Below are 19,640 nucleotides of genomic sequence, written 5' to 3'. Positions count from 1 at the left end.
GTTGTTACCCCGGTCGGCGACGCTGCGCTTTGCCGCGCTGGTCTTTGCGTTGCAACTTGCCGGCGCGGCGGTGACGCTGCTGAGCGTGCGGACCATTACCGAGAACCGCCTGACTGCCAGCGCGACCGACGAAGCGCACCACCTGCGCGCGACCCTCCTGGAGGCTTGGGCGGCACGCGGCGTTGTCGGATTGCGCGCGGCGGCGGAGATGCGGCTCGACCGGAGCGACCGGCCGCTCTCGGTGGTGCTGGTGACCACCCGCGACGGCACGCCGCTGGCCGGGAATGTCGGCGCATGGCCGCCCAATGTCGATCCCGGCGCGCCCGCCACGATCGAACTGTTCCGTGTCCGCCGCGACCGGCCCGAATCGATGCGGGTGATCGGCACGGTCCTGCCCGACGGTACCCGGCTGCTGACCGGGCATGTGATCGAGGGCGAGCGGGCGTTCGTCGGCGCGATGGAGATGGCGATGATCGCGGCGATGATCGTCGCGCTGCTGCTTGCCGCCCTTGCCGGATGGGTCGCCGCGCGGATAATCGCGCGGCGTCTGTGGCGCACTGTCGATACCGTCGCGGCGGTCACCGCGGGCGATCTCGACCGACGTGTCGCACTGGCCGGCGGTCGCGATGCGTTCGAGGATCTCGGCCGGTCGGTCAACGCGATGCTCGACCGGATCGCAATGCTGGTAGGCGAATTGAAGATGGCGACCGATGCGCTGGCGCACGACCTGCGCTCGCCGCTGACCCGGCTCCGCGCGACGCTCGAACGCGCGCTTGCGGCCGCCGACAGCGAGGAGGGACGGGTTGCGGTATTGCGCGCGATGGAGGAGGGCGAGCGGCTGCTCGGCATGCTCGACACGGCGCTGCGCATCACCCGTGCCGAGGCCGGGATCGGCCGCGACGCCTTTACGCCGGTCGATCTGACGGAGCTGGTGGCCGACATCGCCGACCTGTTCGAACCGCTGGCCGAGGATCGCGGAATGACCATCGCCGTCACGCCGTCGGCGCCGGTAACGGTCGCCGTCCACCGGGAAATGATCGGACAGGCGGTGTCAAACCTGATCGACAACGCATTGAAATATGGTGCCGGAACCATCCGCCTGTCGGTCGAGGCCAATGGCGGCAGCGTGGCGATCGTCGTCCGCGACGATGGCCCCGGCATCCCGCCCGACCGCCGCGCCGCCGCGCTGCAACGCTTTGGCCGTCTCGATCCGTCACGGCACGAAAGCGGTGCCGGGCTGGGCCTGTCGCTGGTCGCGGCGGTCGCTCGGCTGCATGGTGGGACGATCGATCTGGCTGACAACCAACCTGGCCTGATCGTCTGCATGACCTTTCCGCGCTGATCGTCAGGCGGTCGCCTGCACGCTCCCGGTCCGCTCCAGCTTGCCCCATCCGACCACGAACCCGCCGACCGCCGAAGCGATCGCGCGCAGCACGACCCAATACATGATCTGACGATAGACCAGCCGTTGCGCGACCAGCAGGTGCGCCGGATAGCGCGCCTTGTTCCCGTCAAGCCGGTACGCGATCCAGCCGCAGGTGACGTCGATCGCGGTGAAGCACAGCCAGTACAGCCCCATTTGCGACACGTCGCCGCTGGTCTGTGCCCAGCCATGCTGCGCCACCCGTACCGCCGTCCCGACAATCGACAGCAACAGCGCAAGGTCGATCAGCGGCGACACTGCAGCAAAGGCGATCTGGAACAGCCATGCCTGCGGCAGTCCGATCCGCGCCAGACCCGCCGGCTTGCCGCTGCGCAGGATCGCGCGGTGCTTCCACAGGCATTGCAGCGTCCCGAACGCCCAGCGATAGCGCTGCTTGGCAAGTGCCTTGAACGTCTCGGGCGCTTCGGTCCACGCGATGGCATTCGGATCATAGGTCACGCGCCACCCGGCCCGCTGGATGGCGATGGTCAGGTCCTGATCCTCGGCCAGCGTATCCTCCGGGTATCCGCCGACCGCGTCCAGCGCCACACGCCGCCACGCGCCGACCGCGCCCGGCACCACCGTCATCGCGTCGAACCCGGCCAAGGCGCGGCGTTCCAGATTCTGCGCGGTGATATATTCGACCGCCTGCCAGCGCGTGACGAGGTTGACCCGATTGCCGACCCGCGCATCGCCCGCGACCGCACCCAGCGCCGGGTCTTCGAACCAGCGCGCCAGTCGGGCGATCGTCGTCGGCTCGAACTGGGTATCGGCGTCCAGCGCGATGATGATTTCGCCATCGGCCTGCAGCAGCGCGCGGTTGAGCGCCGCCGCCTTCCCGCCATTGGCCAGCGTCAGCAGCGTGACCCGCGGATCGGCGTCGAACCGGGCGCGGACCACCGCGCTCGTCCCGTCCTTCGACCCGTCATCGGCGACGATCACCTGCAATCCCGGATAGTCGCTGGCCATCACGCGCGCGACCGAATCGGCGATCACCCGTTCCTCGTTATAGGCGGGGATGATGACCGTGACGTTCGGGCGATAGTCGGGCGGCGTCGGCCGTTCGCGTCGTGACTGAAACCATGCCAGTCCCGCCATCAACACCGCCCGCGCCATGCCGAGCGCGATGGCGAGGTAGAACAGCCATGCCAGCAACACCGAAATAGCGGCGATGACGATGAAGATCGCGACGTCGGTCCGCACCGCCGCCAGGTCGCGCCCGGTCACCGCCGGCATCGCGACCGCGCGCGGCACCCCGACCAGCGCGGAGGCAGTAACGAAATGATGGCCCTTCGCCCGCAGGATCGCGATGATCTGCGGTAGCGCCGCCACCGTCTGTGCTCGGTCGCCACCGCCATCGTGCAACAGCACGACGTTGCGCGAACTGTCGGCACTGGCATCCTCGACCTGCTCGACCACCTGTCGCACGATCGCGTCGGTGCCCGGCCGCTGCCAATCATTGGGATCGACGTGCAGCCCGACCACCGTATAGCCCAGATCCTGCGCCAGCAGCGCCGGAGCGATCTCGTCCATCGTCGTCGGTTCGGCGTCGCCGAAATAGGGCGCGCGGAACAGCGTCGTCGATCGCCCGGTATAGGCCTCGATCAATCGCTGCGTGGCGTTCAGCTCCAGCGTCGTCGTCCGCTCGCCGGTTGTTGCCATATTGGGGTGGGTATAGCTGTGGTTGCCGATCTCGTCGCCGTCGCGCACGATCCGCTGCAAAAGGCCGGGATGCTCGATCGCATTCTCGCCGACCACGAAGAAGGTCGCGGGCACATGCGCCGCCTCCAGCGCATCGAGGATCGGCGGCGTCCAGGTCGCATCGGGCCCGTCGTCGAACGTCAGCGCGATCGCCTTCGGATCGGCCGCTCCCGTCCGCTGCACGACATAGGGCGTCGGCAGCGCGGCATAGGCTTCGTCGGCGATCATGCCGTTCCGGTCGAAGGCGACGCGGCGTGCCCCCGGCGTCGGCCGCGCGGTGATGCGCAGCACCTCGCCGCTACCCTCGACATCGACGTTCAGCGCCGACTGCAACCGGGTGATGCGCGGCACGCGGTCGGCGGTGCGATAGGCGGTCAGGTCGCTCCAGAAGCCGGCGTCCTCGCTGCCCAGCCGCCACATCGCGACCGCATCGATCCCCAGCCGGCGCAGCGCCGCCATCTGGTTCCAACTCGTCGCCGCATCCAGCATCCACACCTGATGGCTGCTGCCGCGTTCGTCCTGATAGGCAAAGCCGGCATTGCCGCTCGCCCTGTCGAACCCGACCGTCGCCGCCGAATCATGCGCGGCCAGCCACGCCTCCTCGATCGACAGCGCATCGGCGCTGCCGTCGTGCCAATCATAGGCATAGCTGCCGAGCGCTACGACCAGCTTGTCGCGACCGACCTGTCGCAACGCGCTTTCGACCTGCCCGACGAACCATGGCTGCGACGCGATCGGCCCGGCCGATCCGCTTTCCCAATGCTCGTCATAGGCCATCAGGATGACGCGGTCGGTGGCGCGCGCTAGATCGCCCAGCCGCCAGTCGGGATCCCCCGCCGGCGCCGTCACCGCCAGCACCGCATCCTTGGGCAGCGCCGCGTTCAGCTGCGCCAGGAACGCCGGATAACGGGCGACGGCGGTGGCGGGCAGGCTTTCATAGTCCATCACCAGCCCGGCGGCATGGTGCGCGCGCACATATCCCGCCAGTTCGGTGACCAGCGCCGACCGTGCCGCCGGATCGGCCAGCATCTTCGCCGCGCCCGCACCGTCCCAGTCGGAATCGGTCAGGTTCTGCACCATCGGCAACAGTTTCGGCGCATGGCGCGCACCGGTCAGCACCTGTTCGAGCCGCGGATCGTCGATCGCATGGACCTGCGTACCCACCACGCTGACGAACGCCGGCACCACCCAGTCGAGCGTGTCGAGATGGCGTTGCAGCGACGCGATCCCGCCCGCCGTATCGGGCGCATAGAAGCCGATCGTCAGCGGCGTGCCGCCCGCCTTGAGCGAGCTGGTACGCGGTAGCCAGCGGCCATGACGCGCGGTCTTGTCGGCCCGCGGTGCGAACGCCTCGCCATGCCGCCGGGCGAAGGGCAGGGGAATGCCCAGCGTCCGCGGCGTCGCGACCAGCGTCGTCGCAAAGGCGATCGCCGCCGCGATGACGGCGAGGATCAGCAACGCGACCCCGCGCCTTGCCCAGACGCCCCGGCGGCCGGTCGGATCGAAGAAGATTGGCTTGCTCACACGGTCGACCTTGGCTGCACCGACCGAACGCTACGGTCATCGACCGCCGCCTAGTCGAGCGGATCGGGCAGGGCGGTGAGCGCGCGATGAACTTTTGGTCATGCCGCAAGCCGCGGGCGCGCAGTTGGGTCGCCGCAAAAGCGTCACGCACCTGTTCTATTACGCTGGGGAGTATCTGGCGGAGAGGGAGGGATTCGAACCCTCGGTACCCGTAAAGGCACGCCGCATTTCGAGTGCGGTACAATCGACCACTCTGCCACCTCTCCGCAGAGGTTTCTCGCTCCATGCCGCAGGTCAGCGCGGCACGGTGGTCAGCGAGGGCGGTCGGTTAGCCCAAGGATTCGAGACTTGCAAGCGCCTCCTTGCTGCAATCGCACATCGGACCTAGATTATTTCGCATGAAGGCCCCGTCCTCCCCCTCGCTCGACCTCGGCACGCCGTTGCCGCCGGTCGCCCATGCCCGTTTCTCGATCGGCGACGTCGTGCGCCACCGCCTGTTCGATTTCCGTGGGGTCGTGTTCGATATCGACCCGATCTTTGCCAACAGCGAGGAATGGTATCAGTCTATCCCGGCCGAGGCCCGCCCGCGCAAGGACCAGCCCTTCTATCACCTGCTCGCTGAAAATGCCGAGGCGAGCTATGTCGCCTATGTCAGCCAGCAGAACCTGATCGCCGACGACAGCGAGGAGCCGGTCGACCATCCCGCGATCACCGGCCTGTTCGACGACTATGCCGACGGTCGCTACCGGTTGCGGCGCGAACACCGCCACTGATCGCCGGTCAGTAGATGTCGCGGCGGTAGCGTCCGTCCGCCAGCATCGCTTCGACCGTCGCATCACCGAGGATCGTCGCCAGCGCGGCATGGACGGCGGGCGCCATGCCCTGTACGCTGCCGCAGACATAGATCGCCGCCCCGGCAGCGACTACCTGGGCAATCGCCGGTGCATCCGCCGCCACCGCGTCCTGGACATAGCGATGGCCGCCCGGATCGCGCGACCACGTCGTGATCGCGCGGGTCAGCACGCCGCGCTCGACCAGCCTCTGCCGCTCCGCCGCATGGAAATCGTCGTGCGCCACCTGTCGCTCGCCCCAATAGAGCGCCACCGGCCCGCCGCCGCCCGCCGCGCGGTGGCGGATATGGGCAAGCAGCCCGGCCAGCCCGGTGCCGTTGCCGATCAGGATCAGCGGCGTGGCGGCGTCCTGCGGCGGGTGGAAGGCGGGGTTGGCCCGCACCCGCGCCTGCACGATCCCGCCGATCGGTGCGCCGTGGCACAGCCAGCCCGAGCCCAGCCCGTCATAGCCGTCGGCCGCTGGGCAGCGCCGCACGATCAGTTCGACCCGTCCCGACGCGGCGATCGATGCGATCGAATATTCGCGGTGGCCGATCGGCTTGAGCGTGGCGATATCGGCATCGGGCGCGTCCGACAGTATCCGCGTCATCAGCAGCGCGCGCGTCTCCGGCATGTCGGTGATGCCGGCGCGGCGCAGGAACGCATCGACCCGGCGGACATCCTGTTGCGGCACGATCTCAACGATATCGCCCGCGCACCAGTCCGCCCCGCCACCGACCGGTGCGAGCGCGACGTGCCACGCCTCGCCGCCGCTGCTGCCGGGATTAAGCAGTCGCCGTTCGACCAGCCGCCAGTCGTCCATCGCCGCCGGCGCCCAGTCGGGCTGATCGGTGCGCGCGCCTAGCCCCGCCAGTTGCCGCTGCCAATGGCGCTGCGCATCGGCATCGTCGCCATCGGCCTCGACCGCATCGAACAGCCGGGTCGCGCCGCGATCGTGCAGCCAGCGGTCGACCCGGTGGCCGAACGCGCAGAATTCGGCATATTCGCGGTCGCCGAGCGCCATCACCGCATATTGGAGGTGCGACAGATCGGGTGCCGGTCCGTCGAGCGTGCGGGCAAAGGCGCGCGCCGCGTCGGGCGGCTCGCCCTCGCCATAGGTGCTGGCGACCACGAACAGCCGCTGGACCCGCGCCAATGCCGCGTCGTCAAGGGCGGCGATCGGCAGCGCGGTGGCAGCGGGCAGCGCTTTCGCGGTTAGTCGCGCGATCCGTTCGGCCGATCCGGTCTGGCTGGCATAGGCGACCAGCGTCGTCGCCTGCGCCACCGGGACGTCCGTCGTGTCGTTGACCACCGCCGCCAACGCCGCCTTGCGCCGCCGCCGCGCGAAATACAGCAGGAAGCCGGTGATGGTGAACAGCGGCATCGCCAGACTGCTCAGCAGGATCGCGATCCGTCCCGCGATGCCGAAATAGGCGCCGCGATGCAGTTCATAGACGCTGGTGACGATATCTTCGCCCAGCGTCCGCGCGGCATAGGGCGTCGCCGACACCACCGCGCCGCTTATGCCGTCGATGGTCAGTTCGTCGCTGACCCGGTCGTGGCGCGCATCGGGCAGCTTCGCGCGGAACTGCACCTGATCGTCGCGGACGCTGGCAACGATCCGGTCGTAGCGGCGCCCCTCGGTCGCCTGCTCGAAACCGCGCCATGCCAGCGCCAGGTCGGGCTTCGCTCCCTTGGCGGGGCGGGTGCGCTCGGCGGGCGCTTCGGCGACCAGCATCGCCTTCACTCCGTCGCGATACCAGTCATAGGACCACCACAGCCCGGTCAGGCCGCTGATGAGGTAGAAGACCAGCACCCAGCCGCCGATCACCGCATGCAGCGCGCGATACAGGTTGCGCCCGGTCTTTTTCAGGTCGAGCACGAACCAGTTGCGCCAGTCGAGCGGCCGCTTCGGCCAGCGTAGATACAGGCCCGACAGCGCGAAATATACCAGCGCGATCGCCGAAAAGCCGGTGATCTGCCGCCCGATCCCGTCGCCGCCATCGGGTAGCGCCAGCCAGCGGTGGAGGTCCTCCATCACCTCGAACACGCCGCTGCCGCGCAACGCGCCTTCCAGCCGTCCGCTGGTCGGGTCGATGCGCTCGAGATGGCGCTCCTTCGACCCGGGCAGCGTATAGCTGATTAGCGTCGGCTCGCTCGAATCGGCGGGTACGGTCAGGCGGGTGATCACCGCGCCCGGCTTCTGCGCCGCAAATCGTTCGATCAACGCCGGTCCCGACAGACGCGCACCCGCCACGACCGGCTGGTCGCGGTTCAGCGCGGCAAGGATTTCCGGTTCGAAACTGAGCGATGCGCCGGTGACCCCCATCACTGCCAGCACCAGCCCCGCGGTGATGCCGAGAAACCAGTGGATCTGGAAAAGCACGGTGCGGATCATCGAGGGTTCGCTCGTTTCGGCTTGCTATTGATAATTGATCGCGATAGCGCACGCCTCAAATTAGGTCAATCGTTGCGCAGGGGGAATGATGATGACGTCGCCGATGGGACGTTCGTACTGGCTGATCGGGGCGGCGTTCACGCTGGTCCCGCAGACGGCAATGGCGCAGCCGGAGGTGCCCTCCGCCAGCGACGAAGCGTCCGGTGACGACATCGTCATCACCGCCGCGCGCACAATCCTGCCGCCCAACGCCCTGCCGCTGACCATCGACCTGATCGACAAGCAGGCGCTCGACCAGCAGATCGCGATTTCCGGCAGCGTCACCGATGCCGTCGCGACGCTGACCCCCAGCTTCTCACCGACCCGCGGTAAATTGTCGGGGGCGGGGGAGACGCTGCGCGGCCGCTCGCCGCTCTACGCAATCAACGGCATCCCCCAGACGACGCCGTTGCGCGACGGCAGCCGCGACGGCTTCACCATCGACGGCTTCTTCATCGACCGCGTCGAACTGATCTACGGATCGAACGCGTTGCAGGGGGTGGGCGGCACCGGTGGCATCGTCAATCAGGTGACGGTCGGCGCACCGCGACAGGAGGGCGTCAGCGGCAGGGCACTGTTGCAGGGGACGACCGCCGACGGCTTCGAACGGGACGGGATCGGCGGCAAGGTGGCCGGGCTGGTCCAGCGCAAGGCCGGACGCTTCGACGCGACGATCGGTGGCAGCTACGAGCGACGCGGTGCCTTCTACGATGCGCAGGATCGGCGCATCGGCGTCAACCTGACACAGGGCGAGACGCAGGATTCGCGCGCCACGGATTTCTTCGCGCGCTTCGGGATGGAGGTCGGTGCGACCGGCCGGCTCGATTTGATCGCCAATCGCTACGAACTGAACGGCGACGGCGATTACGTCGCCATTGCCGGCAACCGCCGCACCGGCCTGCCGACCAGCGCGGTGCGCGGCGATCCGCCTGGCAAACCCGCCGCCAACCGCGCCGAGGCGCTGTCGCTATCCTATACCGACAGCGACCTGTTCGGTGGCAATCTGATCACGCAGCTTTTCTTCAATCGCACGCACGACACGTTCGGTGGCGAAGTGACCTTCACCCCGACGTTTCAGGATCCGGCGCTGGCCCCGGTCGGCACGTTGTTCGACCAGTCGGAGAATCGCTCACGCAAATTGGGGGCGAAGGCCAGCTACGAACGCGCCATCCCCGGCTTTGAGGCACTGGTGGCGACGATCGGGTTCGACGCGCTGTTCGACAAGACCGAACAGCGGCTGATCGCGACCGACCGCATCTGGGTGCCGCCCGCCGATTTTCGCAGCCTCGCCCCGTTCGCACAGGCCAATCTGAAGCTGTTCGACGGCGTCGTCCGCGTGGCCGGCGGCACGCGCTGGGAGAATGTGCAGGTCCAGATCAACGATTTCCGCACGCTCGCCTCGACCACCTATGACGGGCGCAATGCCGCAACCTATGGCGGCGTCGCGGTGACCGGTGGCAAACCGAAATTCAGCGACCTGCTGTTCAACGGCGGTGCGATCGTCGAACCGGTCCCCGGCGTGCGCGCCTATGCCAGCTATGCGCAGGGCTTCACCATGGCCGATATCGGTCGCATCACCCGCGCTATCGCCGTGCCCAATGTCCGGCTCGACGACTTCCTCGATATCCAGCCGGTCGTGTCGAACAATCGCGAGGTCGGCGTCGAGGTGAAGCGCGGGCCGCTCGACGCCAGCACTACCTATTTCTGGTCGTCGAGCGATCGTGGCCAGTTGCTGATCGCGCAGGGCAACGGCATTTTAGAGGTGCAGCGTCAGCGCGTCGAGATCGAGGGGCTGGAGGTCAGCTTGGCGGTACAGACCCCGCTGCCCGGCCTGCGCGTCTCGACCGGCTATGCCCATATCCTCGGCCGCTATGACAGCGATCGCGCGCCCGGCGACGGTGTGGTCGACACCGATCTCGACGGGACCAACATCTCGCCCGACCGCCTGAACCTCGCCGCCGACGTCGCCAGCGGTCCGTTGACCGCACGGGTGCAGACCCAATTCTACCTGTCCCGCAATTTCCGGGGAAAGGCGAACCCGAACCCGGACAATAATTTCGGCGGCTATGACGTCACCGATGCGCAAGTCCGCTACCAGACGAAGTTCGGCGGATTGTCATTGAGTGCGCAGAATATCTTCGACCGCTTCTATATCGATTATAATAGCGACACCCGTCTGCCCAGCGACAACTTCGCCTTCTTTGCCGGGCGCGGGCGAACCTTCACGCTCGGCTGGGACACGCGTTTCTGAACTGGACAGACCGGCGGGGCGGGGGCTACCCGCCCGGCCATGCCTATCACTGCTACGATCATGAATTCGACCACCGGCCAGCCGATCCAGAAGATGACCTTCGGCCGCATGCCCAAGCCATGGGCGTCGTTCAATCTCGAAACCGGTGAACTGGTCACTGCCGACCGGGTCGATGTCGGCAAGCCCGCGCCGGGCAAGGTCGTGGTGCCGGTGTCGGTCTGGGTCACGCCCAAGCAATAACCCCGCCCGGTATCGCCGGACGGGGTCGTCGGCTCATCCGCAGACGCGGCGGCCGTTGCGGATGACGTAGCGGCAGGGACCACGATACTGGACCCCCATCGCCGCAGCTTCGCGCGATCCGCCATGGATGATCCGCTCGCCGCGATAGCCATATCGGTCGCGGCGCCCGTCCCAGCGGCGGTCGTTCCACGCGCGGCGATTGTCCCAGCCGCGACGGTCGTTCCAGCCACGCCGGTTGTCCCAGTGGCGACGATCGTCCCAGCGGCGGCGGTCATGGTCGCGCGCCCGCGGACCGTCGTCATGCCGGTGCGCATGATGGCGCGGCTGCGCGTCCGCCACGGCGGGAACGGCGGTCAGCCCGGCGAGTGTCAGGCCGACCCCGGCAAGTATCTGCATCAACTGCTTCATATCGGTTCCTTTCTGTCCCTGTCCTGCGCCGGTCCGGGTGAACCGACGCTGGACGGCATCGACAGCAAAGCGAAAGCCGATCGGGGCGGCAGGGTTCCGAACCGGTCAGTAGGTCGGTGTCCACATCTGGGCCGCGATGCCGTCGCGGTCGGTCACCGCATCGGCCGATGCGACCCCGTCGGCCACCGCCTGCTTCGCGACGACGACGGCGATGTCGAGTGCGACGTCGCGCAACCGCTCGATGGGCGGCAACAGCGTATCGTCGCCGCCCATCGCACCCAGCGCTTTCGCGGCGGCCATGAACATCGTGTCGGTGATCTTGGTCGCACCCGCCGCAAGTGCGCCCAGCCCGACGCCCGGAAAGATGTACACGTTGTTGACCTGGGTGACGCCGGCCACGCCGAACGGGCTGCCGGTGCCGATCAGCGCGCGACCGGCGCTCCAGCGGTGCAGGTCGCCCGGATGTGCCTCGGCCCGCGACACCGGGTTGGACAGGGGAAAGATCACCGGCTGGGCGACCGCCTGTGCCATGGTACGCACCACCGCCTCGGTGAACGCGCCATGCTGGCCCGATGCGCCGATCAGCACGGTCGGACGAACATTGGCGACGGTGTCGAACAGGTCGATCGCCCCATGCGCGGTCCGCGTCCACGCCGCCACGTCGTCGGGGTCGCGCGCGAGTTCGGTCTGCGCCGGCGACAATCCGTCCATGTCCGACAGGATCAGCCCGTCGCGATCGACCGCCCAGATGCGGCTGCGTGCCTGCGCCTCGTCCAGCCCTTCGGCTTGCAGCGTCTGCAACAACATGTCGGCGATGCCGCACCCGGCCGCCCCGGCACCGAACAGCAGGATGCGCTGCTCGGTCAGGGCCATGCCCGTCCGCTCGATCGCCGACAACAACGTGCCGACGGCCGTGGCGGCGGTCCCCTGGATGTCGTCGTTGAAGCTCAGCAACCGGTCGCGATAGCGCTCCAGCAGCCGGTAGGCGTTGTGGCCGGCGAAATCCTCCCATTGCAGCAGCACGCCGGGGAACCGATCGGCAACGGCGGTCACGAAATCCTCGACGAACGCGTCATATTCGGCGCCGCGGATGCGCGGATTGCGCCAGCCGACATAGAGTGGGTCGTCGCGCCGCGCGGCATTGTCGGTGCCGACGTCGAGCAGGATCGGCAGGACTTCCGCCGGATGGATGCCGGCACAGGCGGTATAGAGCGCCAGCTTGCCGATCGGGATGCCCATGCCGCCCGCGCCCTGATCGCCGAGGCCGAGGATGCGTTCGCCGTCGCTGACCACGATCACCTTCACCCGGTCGAGCGCCGGGTCGGCGAGGATGTCGGCGATCCGATGGCGGTTCGGCCAGGACAGGAACAGCCCGCGCGGGCGGCGCCATATCTCGCTAAACCGCTCGCAGCCTTCGCCGACGGTCGGGGTATAGACCAGCGGCAGCATCGCCGGCAGGTCGCGCTGCACCAGCGCGTGGAACAGGATCTCGTTCGAATCCTGCAATTCGCGCAGAAAGGAGTAGCGGTGGAAATCGTCGGGCATGCCCGCCAGCGCCCGACGCCGGCGTTCGATCTGGCTGTCGAGCGTGCCGACATGCGGCGGCAACAGCCCGTGCAGGCCCAGCAGATCGCGCTCGGCCTCGGTAAAGGCGGTGCCCTTGTTGGTCAGCGGATCGGCGAGCAGCGCGCGGGCGGCGGCATGGGCGGCGGGGGACATCGGCGATCCCTTCGGATTCAGAAGACAAAGAAACGCCCCGGCGGAGACCACCGGGGCGCGAGTTGGCTCAAGGAACTAGAAGCGGAAGCTGATCCAGCCGGCCAAGAAGTCCGAACTCTTGTAATTCGCATCGGTCAGCGCCGGTCCGGCGATCAGATGCTCGTAGCGCGCGGTCAGGCTGACCCGCGGGCTGATCGGATAGATCGCCTGGAAGCGGATGGTATCGGCGATCTTGCGCGAATTGCCGAGTTGCGTGCCGGCAAAGGCCTGTCCGTTGGCGCGGTACACCGCGTCATTCAGGCTGTCGCGCCACGACAGCTGATATTCCGCCGCCAGTCGCAGCTTCGACGTCGGCTGCAACTGCACGCTCGGCGCGAACGCGATCATGTTGGTCGGCGTCGCATAGAGCTGATAGCTGTAATAGATGTTGTTGCCGAACGGCGCGAGCGAGGTCTTGAGCGTGCCCGTTCCATAGGAGCCGCCGCCGCTGGCATAGTCGAAGTGGAAGCCGACGCGCGGTGCGGTCTTCGACTTGCCGACCTTGTACATCTGTTGCAGCAGGATCAGCCATGCCGAGATCGGTCGGCCATTGAATTCGCCGCCCTGATAATTGACCGTCCAGTCGAGATTCACCGGGCCGCTGTCGCCATAGAGGTGCAGCCCGTAGAATTTGCGGACTTCCTCCGCCGTCCGCCCGCCCCAGACGGCGTTGCTGTTGCGCAGCCGCCAGAGGAATGGGTCGAAATACAGGTTCGATCCGCCGAGCAAGGTCTTGGGCAGCACGAAGCCGACGGTCGCGCCCGAGAAGCGACGATTGTCGTCGACGATGTCGTCACCGGTCCCGCCGACGCCCAGCCGGGTCGTCTTGAAATCGAAGACGTCGCCGCGGATCGCGTCGCCCTTCGCCCAGGCGCGCACGCCGTTGTAGACGAAGAAGATGGTGTTGTTGTCGCGCGGCACGACCATCAGGTTCGGGCCGTCGGCAAAGGTTTGCCGGCCATAGCGTACGCCCAGATCGACGCCGCCGATCGTGCCGGTCACGTCGGCGAAGCTCTGCTGCACGACCAGGTCGTTGTGCAGCTGCCCTGCCTTCACCCCCAGATTGCGGCCCGACATGCCGGCATGGGCCAGTTCGCCGTACAGGCGGACATGGTCGCCCAGATGCAGGTCGGCACCGCCGACGATGCGGTTGATGTCCTGGCGCTGCGCCTCGCGGTCGCGCAGATTGGGGTTGGTGGTCAGGTTGACGCGGTAGCGGAACTCGCCCGACAGCGTCAGATAGACGTCGTCGCCACCGATCGGGATATATTTCAGCCGGTCGAGGAAGTCGTCGCGCTTCTTGGGATCGCGATACCTGGTCCAGTCCTCGGCCCAGCGCGACTGGTTGTAGCCACCGGCGGTCACGCCGTCGCCGACCCCTGCGGTCGGATATTCCTGCGCCACCGGACGGGCATTGCCGCGATCGGCGACCTGCACGGTCGTGGTCGCGGCGGCGGTCGCGGGAGCGGGGGCTTCCTCGGCCCAGGCGGCGACGGGAACGATCAGGGTGGAGGCGGCGCACAGCCGCAGCAACGTCTTCATCTCGGCATACCTTTGTTCGCCCGCAGGGCGATGTCGTCGACGCCGGCCCGGATCGCTCCGGGCCGGCAGGTTGGGATCACTCGGCGGGAATAGCGCCTTCGGGCATCTGGTCGACCCGCACGCTGCGACCGGCCAGGGCCTCGTCGAACTGGTGCTTGTCGAGCTTGCCTTCCCATTTTGCGACGACGACGGTTGCTACCGCGTTACCGATAAAGTTCGTCAGGCTGCGGCACTCGCTCATAAAGCGGTCGACGCCGAGGATCAGCGCCATTCCGGCGACCGGCACGGTGGGCACGATCGACAGCGTCGCGGCGAGGGTGATGAAACCCGCACCGGTCACGCCCGCCGCGCCCTTCGACGACAGCATCGCGACGGCGAGGAGCAGCAGCTGCTGGCCGAGCGTCAGGTCGACGTTGCACGCCTGCGCGATGAACAGCGCCGCCAGCGTCATGTAGATGTTGGTACCATCGAGGTTGAACGAATAGCCGGTCGGCACGACCAGCCCGACGATCGACTTCGGGATGCCCGCACGCTCCATCTTCTCGATCAGCGAGGGCAGCGCGCTTTCCGACGACGAGGTGCCGAGCACCAGCAGCAGTTCGGCCTTCAGATACGAGATCAGCTTGAAGATCGAGAAGCCGCAGAACTGGGCGACCGCACCGAGCACGACCACGACGAACACGAGGGCGGTGAGGTAGAAGGTGCCGACCAGTGCCGCGAGGCTGAACAGCGTGCCGATGCCGTATTTGCCGATGGTGAAGGCCATCGCGCCGAACGCGCCGATCGGAGCGGCCTTCATGACGATCGCCACGACCTTGAAGAAGGCGATCGAGATTTCGTTCAGGCCGTCGAGGACGCGTTCGCCCTTGTCACCGATCATGGCGAGCCCGATGCCGAACAGGATCGCGACGAACAGCGTCTGGAGAATATTGCCCTCGGTCAGCGCCGAGATGAACGTGTCCGGGATGATTCCCATCAGGAACCCGGTGATGGTCGTGTCATGCGCCTTTTCGGCGTATTCGGTGACCTTCGACGTATCGAGCGTCGAGGGATCGATGTTCAGCCCGGCGCCCGGCTGGACGAGGTTGCCGACGATCAGGCCGACAATCAGCGCGAGGGTCGAGAAGAACAGGAAATAGGCGAATGCCTTGCCCGCGACGCGGCCGACGCTGGCCAGGTCGCGCATCCCAGCGATGCCGGTGACGATCGTCAGGAAGATGACCGGCGCGATGATCATCTTGACGAGCTTGATGAACGCATCGCCGACCGGCTTCAGCGCTTCGCCGGTCTGCGGATAGAAGTGACCGAGCAACACGCCGCACACGATGGCGACCAGCACCTGTACGTACAGATGCGTATACCATGGCTTGGCTGCGGGCGGGATCGGCGGATGGGTGGAATGACCAGTGATTATCATGCGACGACCTTTCATCCTCTGGTGCGCCCGGCCCTGTTCTTTTGGTGGCGGTTGGCGCTGCGAGAATGGTTTAACGGATTGCAATCAAGGTTGTCGTGCGCGCAATCAAGGTTATAAAAGCTATATATAACAGATATATATCAAAACCATTACGCCTGCGTTGCGCCAATTTCCGCCGCCGGAAAGCGCGCAAAGTGCAAATTCTTGCACAAAAGCTTTCCGCTTCGTAAAGCTGGTGGCCGATGCGGGTGGGACTGAGATCGGCATGGATTCGCTGGGTGTTCGGGGCGCTGCTCCTGAGCGTCCTTGCCGCCGTGCTGGTCGGTCGTGTGACCGAACGTCGTGCCCGCGCCGACCTCGTCGCATCGATGGAGGCCGATGCCCGGTTGCGCCAGGTATTGCTTGCCAGCGAGATTGCCCGCTTCCGCCTGCTGCCGCTGGCGCTGGCCGACGATCGCGACGTCGTCGCGGCGGTGCGCGGTGCCGAGGGCGCGGCGCAGGCGCTGAACCTGAAGCTCAGCGCGCTCGCCGCCGCGACCGGCGCGTCGGTCATCTACGTCATCGGGCGGGACGGGCTGGCCACTTCCGCCAGCAACTGGGCCGATCCGCAAAGCTTCGTCGGCAAGGACTATACCTTCCGCCGCTATTATCGCGATGCCATGCGGTTGGGATCGGGCATGCAGTTCGCGCTCGGCACCGTCAGCCACCGCCCCGGCCTGTATCTCAGCCGCCGGACGGCCGAGGGGGGCGTGGTCATCGTGAAGCTGGAATTCGACCGGATCGAACAGGAATGGCGCGCGGCGGGCGGGCTGACCTTCGTCACCGACAAGGCGGGGGTGGTCCTGATCTCCAGCCTTCCGCAATGGCGCTTCGCCGCGACGCTGCCGATCGCGCCCGTCATCGCCGCGGCAGTGCGTGCCGATAGTGGCGCCGAAGCGCTGCGCCCGCGGCCGTTCGCGATCCTCGACGATGCGATCCGCCTGAACGGTGAACGGCGCCTGTTGCAGCATGTCCAGACCGATCCCGACACCGCCGGCTGGCGCGTCCATCTCGCCATGCCGTTGCAACCGGCGGTTGGCGGCGTCGTGCGCGGCAGCGCGATTGCCGCGGCGATCGTCACGCTGGCGCTGCTGGCGCTCGCCTGGGGCCTGCGCGAACGCTCGCGCCGTCGCGCGATCCGTACCAGCGAGCTGGAGGCCGCCGTCGCCGACCGTACCCGCCTGCTGCGCGACGAGATGGAGGAACGCGCCGCCGCCGAAGCGCGCGCCGCCGATCTGCGCGAGGGGCTGCGCCAGGCCAATCGCCTCGCCGCGCTGGGACAGATCACTGCCAGTGTCGCCCACGAAACCGCGCAGCCGGTCGCCGCCATCCGCAACTATGTCGCTGCCGCCCGGCAATTGCTGGCGCGGGGCGACGCGCGGCAGGTCGACGACAATCTGGGGGCAATCGCCCGGCTGACCGACCGGATCGGCCTCGTCACGGCCGAATTGCGCGGCTTTGCGCGCAAGGGCAGCGGCACGATCGGCCCGGTGCCGCTGGCCGATATCGTCGACGGCGCGCGGCTTATCCTGAAGGAGCGTCTGTCCGAAGTCGATTTCACCGCGCCGGTCATTTCCGACGATCTGCTGGTGGTCGCTGGGCGGGTGCGGCTGGAACAGGTATTGGTCAATTTGTTGCAGAACGCGCTGGAGGCACTGGACGGCCGCCCCGATCCCGCCATCGCGATCGAGGTGCAGGTCGATGGCGATATCGTCTCGCTGATCGTCGCCGATAACGGTCCCGGCATCGATCCGTCGGTCGCCGAACGCATGTTCACCCCCTTCGTCACCAGCCGCCCCAACGGCCTGGGACTGGGGCTGGTCATCGCGCAGGACATCATGACCGATCTCGGCGGCACGCTGCGGCTCCTTCCCTCGGAACGTGGCGCCCGTTTCGAAGCGACGCTGCGGCGGGTGCCATGAGCGACGTTCGTGCGATCGCGGGGCGGGTGGCGCTGGTCGAGGACGATCCCGATCTGCGCGCCTCGACCCAGCAGCTGCTGACGCTGGCGGGATTCGACGTCGTGCCCTTCGTCGCGGCACAGCCGGCGCTGCTTGCGATCGATGCCGATTTCGACGGCATCGTCGTCACCGACGTGCGCATGCCGCATATGTCGGGGATCGAACTGTTCCGAACCTTGCGCGAACGCGACCCGACGCTGCCGGTGGTGCTCGTGACCGGCCATGCCGATGTCGAGATGGCGGTCGATGCGCTGAAGGCGGGGGCGTGGGATTTCCTGTCCAAGCCGTTCGATCCCGACGCGCTGATCGCCGCCGCCACCCGCGCCGTCGCCGCGCGCGCGCTGGCGCTCGACAATCGTCGGTTGCGGGCACAGGCGGCGGGCGGCGAACAGGCGGCGCTGATCGGCCGCTCGCCCGCGATCGTCCGCCTGCGCGAGATGATCCCGGTGCTCGCCGATACCGATATTGACCTGCTGATCGAGGGGGAGACCGGCACCGGCAAGGAATTGCTGGCGCGATTGATCCACCGCGCCGGCCGCCGCGCCCGGCACCGCTTCGTCGCGGTGGCCTGTGCCGCGCTGCCAGGACAGGCGATCGAGGACGAGTTGTTCGTAACCGTCGGCGATCGCGGCATCGTCGGCGCGCAGCGCGGCACGCTGTTCCTCGACGATATCGATCAGGCGCCCCGCGCGCTCCAGGGGCGGCTGACCCAGGTGATCGAGGACCGGGCGATTCGGGGGCACCGCGATGCCGTACCGGTCGATATCCGCGTCATCGCGACCGCGGCGGAGGAGGCGCAGCGCGCGCCCGACGCGATCGCCCCGGCGCTGCTCTACCGGCTGGCGGCGGTGCGGCTGCGCATTCCCCCCTTGCGCGAACGGCGCGAGGACGTGCCGCTGCTGTTCGCGCATCTGGTCGACGCGTCGGCCGCGCGGCTGCGGCGCGAGGTGCCGCCACTGACGCACGAGGCGCGCGACCTGCTCGCGCATCACGACTGGCCGGGCAATGTCCGCGAACTGGCGCATTTCGCCGACCGCTTCGTGCTGGGGCTCGACGGCAGCGGCAGCATGGCGGCGTCCGACGACGCCAGCCGCCCGCTGCCCGAACGCATCGCCGCGTTCGAACGCGAGGCGATCCTCGCCGCGATCGCCGCGACCGGCGGCGAGATCGGCGCGGCGATCGACCGCCTCGGCATCCCGCGCAAGACTTTCTACTACAAGGTGCAGCGGCTCGGCATCGACCTGAAGACGGTGCGCGGCCAGCCCTGACGATCAGCGCGGCGTTTCGGGTGCCAGGCCGTCTTCGGCGACATAGGCAAGGCCGGCGCGCGCCTGCAGCGCCGCGCGGTCGCGCATCGTGATCCGCCCGCGCGAACACCGCACCATATGCTCGCCCTCCAATATGTGGAGACAGTCGGTGACAGTCGCCCGGCGCAGGTTCAGCGTCGCCGCGATCGAGGCATGGGTCACCGACATGGTGTCGCCATCGATTCGGTCGTCGATCATCAGCAGCAGGCGGGCGATGCGCCGTTCGGGCACGTCGCGCAGCGCCGACGCCAGCGTCCGCGCCATCTGCATCGTGAAGCGCTGGGCGAAGGTCAGGATGCGTTTCAGCAATTCGGGATCGTCGTCGGCGGCATTGACTACCGCCGCCGCCGGGATTTCGATCGCGCTGCCCGACTGGATATGGACGCGCGCGGTGAACGGCGTCGGCTGGTCGCTGTACAGGCGCGACCAGCCGACGACGCCGTCGCGCCCGATCAGCCCGACATCCTGCGACGAACCGCCGGTCGATACCGACAGCATCGCCGGTGCGCCTTCGGGAAAGACCAGTCGATCGATGGGTTCGCCGGCGCGGGTAAGCACGTCGCCCGTATTCAATTCGATGCGGGTCGCCGCCATCGCCAGTCGTCGCCGCGTTTCCGCGCGCAGCGATCCGATCAGCCGATTGTCCGTCGTCGGCAGAAAACTGCCATTGTCGGGCGAAATGTCTGTTTGCACTACGAACGCCATTTGACGACCTTTTGCCCGCAAGATTTTTTGCAATCCAGTCATCGGCCGTGCCCTGTACGGAACCGTACGTCCGGTCCGGGCGTGCATCTTTATTCGA

Annotated in this window: 13 protein-coding genes and 1 tRNA gene; 6 read left to right on the top strand and 8 right to left on the bottom strand. The window is 67.6% G+C overall.

Features of this window, described 5'->3' with window-relative positions; genetic code table 11:
* Window position 1: 1 nt before the first annotated feature.
* Complete coding sequence (locus ACTHQV_RS10045; RefSeq protein WP_440490033.1) at window positions 2–1,342, top strand: HAMP domain-containing sensor histidine kinase; 1,341 nt, start codon at window positions 2–4, stop codon at window positions 1,340–1,342.
* A gap of 3 nt (window positions 1,343–1,345) precedes the next feature.
* Here ACTHQV_RS10045 and ACTHQV_RS10040 read toward each other — a convergent pair whose 3' ends face one another.
* The gene (locus ACTHQV_RS10040) at window positions 1,346–4,648 is read right to left on the bottom strand and encodes a glycosyltransferase (RefSeq protein WP_440490032.1); all 3,303 of its coding nucleotides are present in this window, start codon (window positions 4,646–4,648) and stop codon (window positions 1,346–1,348) included.
* A 176-nt stretch (window positions 4,649–4,824) separates the two neighbouring features.
* A tRNA-Ser gene (locus tag ACTHQV_RS10035) sits at window positions 4,825–4,914 on the bottom strand.
* A 132-nt stretch (window positions 4,915–5,046) separates the two neighbouring features.
* Here ACTHQV_RS10035 and hspQ point away from each other — a divergent pair.
* Window positions 5,047–5,421: a heat shock protein HspQ gene (hspQ, locus tag ACTHQV_RS10030; RefSeq protein ID WP_055994544.1), complete on the top strand. Its 375-nt coding sequence runs from the start codon at window positions 5,047–5,049 to the stop codon at window positions 5,419–5,421.
* A gap of 7 nt (window positions 5,422–5,428) precedes the next feature.
* Here hspQ and ACTHQV_RS10025 read toward each other — a convergent pair whose 3' ends face one another.
* Complete coding sequence (locus tag ACTHQV_RS10025; protein ID WP_440490030.1) at window positions 5,429–7,876, bottom strand: PepSY domain-containing protein; 2,448 nt, start codon at window positions 7,874–7,876, stop codon at window positions 5,429–5,431.
* Between the two features lie 91 nt (window positions 7,877–7,967).
* On the opposite strand from ACTHQV_RS10025, the gene ACTHQV_RS10020 reads away from it, so the two are divergent.
* Window positions 7,968–10,166, top strand: coding sequence for a TonB-dependent receptor (locus tag ACTHQV_RS10020; RefSeq protein WP_440490028.1), 2,199 nt, complete (start codon window positions 7,968–7,970; stop codon window positions 10,164–10,166).
* 39 nt (window positions 10,167–10,205) lie between these two features.
* Complete coding sequence (locus tag ACTHQV_RS10015) at window positions 10,206–10,406, top strand: hypothetical protein (RefSeq protein WP_440490027.1); 201 nt, start codon at window positions 10,206–10,208, stop codon at window positions 10,404–10,406.
* A 33-nt stretch (window positions 10,407–10,439) separates the two neighbouring features.
* On the opposite strand, the gene ACTHQV_RS10010 is transcribed toward ACTHQV_RS10015, so the two are convergent.
* From ACTHQV_RS10010 to ACTHQV_RS09995, 4 genes are all read right to left on the bottom strand, one after another.
* Window positions 10,440–10,814: a hypothetical protein gene (locus ACTHQV_RS10010; protein ID WP_440490025.1), complete on the bottom strand. Its 375-nt coding sequence runs from the start codon at window positions 10,812–10,814 to the stop codon at window positions 10,440–10,442.
* Between the two features lie 105 nt (window positions 10,815–10,919).
* Window positions 10,920–12,533, bottom strand: a complete 1,614-nt coding sequence (locus tag ACTHQV_RS10005; protein WP_440490023.1) for an NAD-dependent malic enzyme — start codon at window positions 12,531–12,533, stop codon at window positions 10,920–10,922.
* Between the two features lie 75 nt (window positions 12,534–12,608).
* Window positions 12,609–14,114, bottom strand: a complete 1,506-nt coding sequence (locus ACTHQV_RS10000) for an alginate export family protein (RefSeq protein ID WP_440490022.1) — start codon at window positions 14,112–14,114, stop codon at window positions 12,609–12,611.
* A 76-nt stretch (window positions 14,115–14,190) separates the two neighbouring features.
* Window positions 14,191–15,531 (bottom strand): dicarboxylate/amino acid:cation symporter, encoded by a 1,341-nt coding sequence (locus ACTHQV_RS09995; RefSeq protein ID WP_440490020.1) that lies wholly within the window; start codon window positions 15,529–15,531, stop codon window positions 14,191–14,193.
* A 242-nt stretch (window positions 15,532–15,773) separates the two neighbouring features.
* On the opposite strand from ACTHQV_RS09995, the gene ACTHQV_RS09990 reads away from it, so the two are divergent.
* Both ACTHQV_RS09990 and ACTHQV_RS09985 read left to right on the top strand, forming a co-directional pair.
* Window positions 15,774–17,492: a sensor histidine kinase gene (locus ACTHQV_RS09990; protein WP_440490018.1), complete on the top strand. Its 1,719-nt coding sequence runs from the start codon at window positions 15,774–15,776 to the stop codon at window positions 17,490–17,492.
* Entirely contained in the window at window positions 17,489–18,799 is a 1,311-nt protein-coding gene (locus ACTHQV_RS09985; protein WP_440490016.1) for a sigma-54-dependent transcriptional regulator, read from the top strand. The genes ACTHQV_RS09990 and ACTHQV_RS09985 overlap by 4 nt, the downstream gene beginning before the upstream one ends.
* A 3-nt stretch (window positions 18,800–18,802) precedes the next feature.
* Here the strand turns inward: ACTHQV_RS09985 and ACTHQV_RS09980 are convergent, their stop codons facing one another.
* Window positions 18,803–19,543: a Crp/Fnr family transcriptional regulator gene (locus tag ACTHQV_RS09980; RefSeq protein ID WP_440490014.1), complete on the bottom strand. Its 741-nt coding sequence runs from the start codon at window positions 19,541–19,543 to the stop codon at window positions 18,803–18,805.
* Between the last annotated feature and the right edge of the window lie 97 nt (window positions 19,544–19,640).

The sequence above is a fragment of the Sphingomonas sp. SAFR-052 genome (genome assembly GCF_051965015.1).
Classification (GTDB): Bacteria; Pseudomonadota; Alphaproteobacteria; order Sphingomonadales; family Sphingomonadaceae; genus Sphingomonas.
This window is presented reverse-complemented; position numbering and strand designations above follow the sequence as displayed.

What these genes read in the sequence shown, in the direction of transcription:
- ACTHQV_RS10000 (WP_440490022.1), bottom strand. Translation starts at nt 14,114, where the DNA reads ATGAAGACGTTGCTGCGGCTGTGCGCCGCCTCCACCCTGATCGTTCCC.
- ACTHQV_RS09980 (WP_440490014.1), bottom strand. Translation starts at nt 19,543, where the DNA reads ATGGCGTTCGTAGTGCAAACAGACATTTCGCCCGACAATGGCAGTTTT.
- ACTHQV_RS10015 (WP_440490027.1), top strand. Translation starts at nt 10,206, where the DNA reads ATGCCTATCACTGCTACGATCATGAATTCGACCACCGGCCAGCCGATC.
- ACTHQV_RS09985 (WP_440490016.1), top strand. Translation starts at nt 17,489, where the DNA reads ATGAGCGACGTTCGTGCGATCGCGGGGCGGGTGGCGCTGGTCGAGGAC.
- ACTHQV_RS10020 (WP_440490028.1), top strand. Translation starts at nt 7,968, where the DNA reads ATGACGTCGCCGATGGGACGTTCGTACTGGCTGATCGGGGCGGCGTTC.
- ACTHQV_RS09995 (WP_440490020.1), bottom strand. Translation starts at nt 15,531, where the DNA reads ATGATAATCACTGGTCATTCCACCCATCCGCCGATCCCGCCCGCAGCC.
- hspQ (WP_055994544.1), top strand. Translation starts at nt 5,047, where the DNA reads ATGAAGGCCCCGTCCTCCCCCTCGCTCGACCTCGGCACGCCGTTGCCG.
- ACTHQV_RS10025 (WP_440490030.1), bottom strand. Translation starts at nt 7,876, where the DNA reads ATGATCCGCACCGTGCTTTTCCAGATCCACTGGTTTCTCGGCATCACC.
- ACTHQV_RS10005 (WP_440490023.1), bottom strand. Translation starts at nt 12,533, where the DNA reads ATGTCCCCCGCCGCCCATGCCGCCGCCCGCGCGCTGCTCGCCGATCCG.
- ACTHQV_RS09990 (WP_440490018.1), top strand. Translation starts at nt 15,774, where the DNA reads ATGCGGGTGGGACTGAGATCGGCATGGATTCGCTGGGTGTTCGGGGCG.
- ACTHQV_RS10010 (WP_440490025.1), bottom strand. Translation starts at nt 10,814, where the DNA reads ATGAAGCAGTTGATGCAGATACTTGCCGGGGTCGGCCTGACACTCGCC.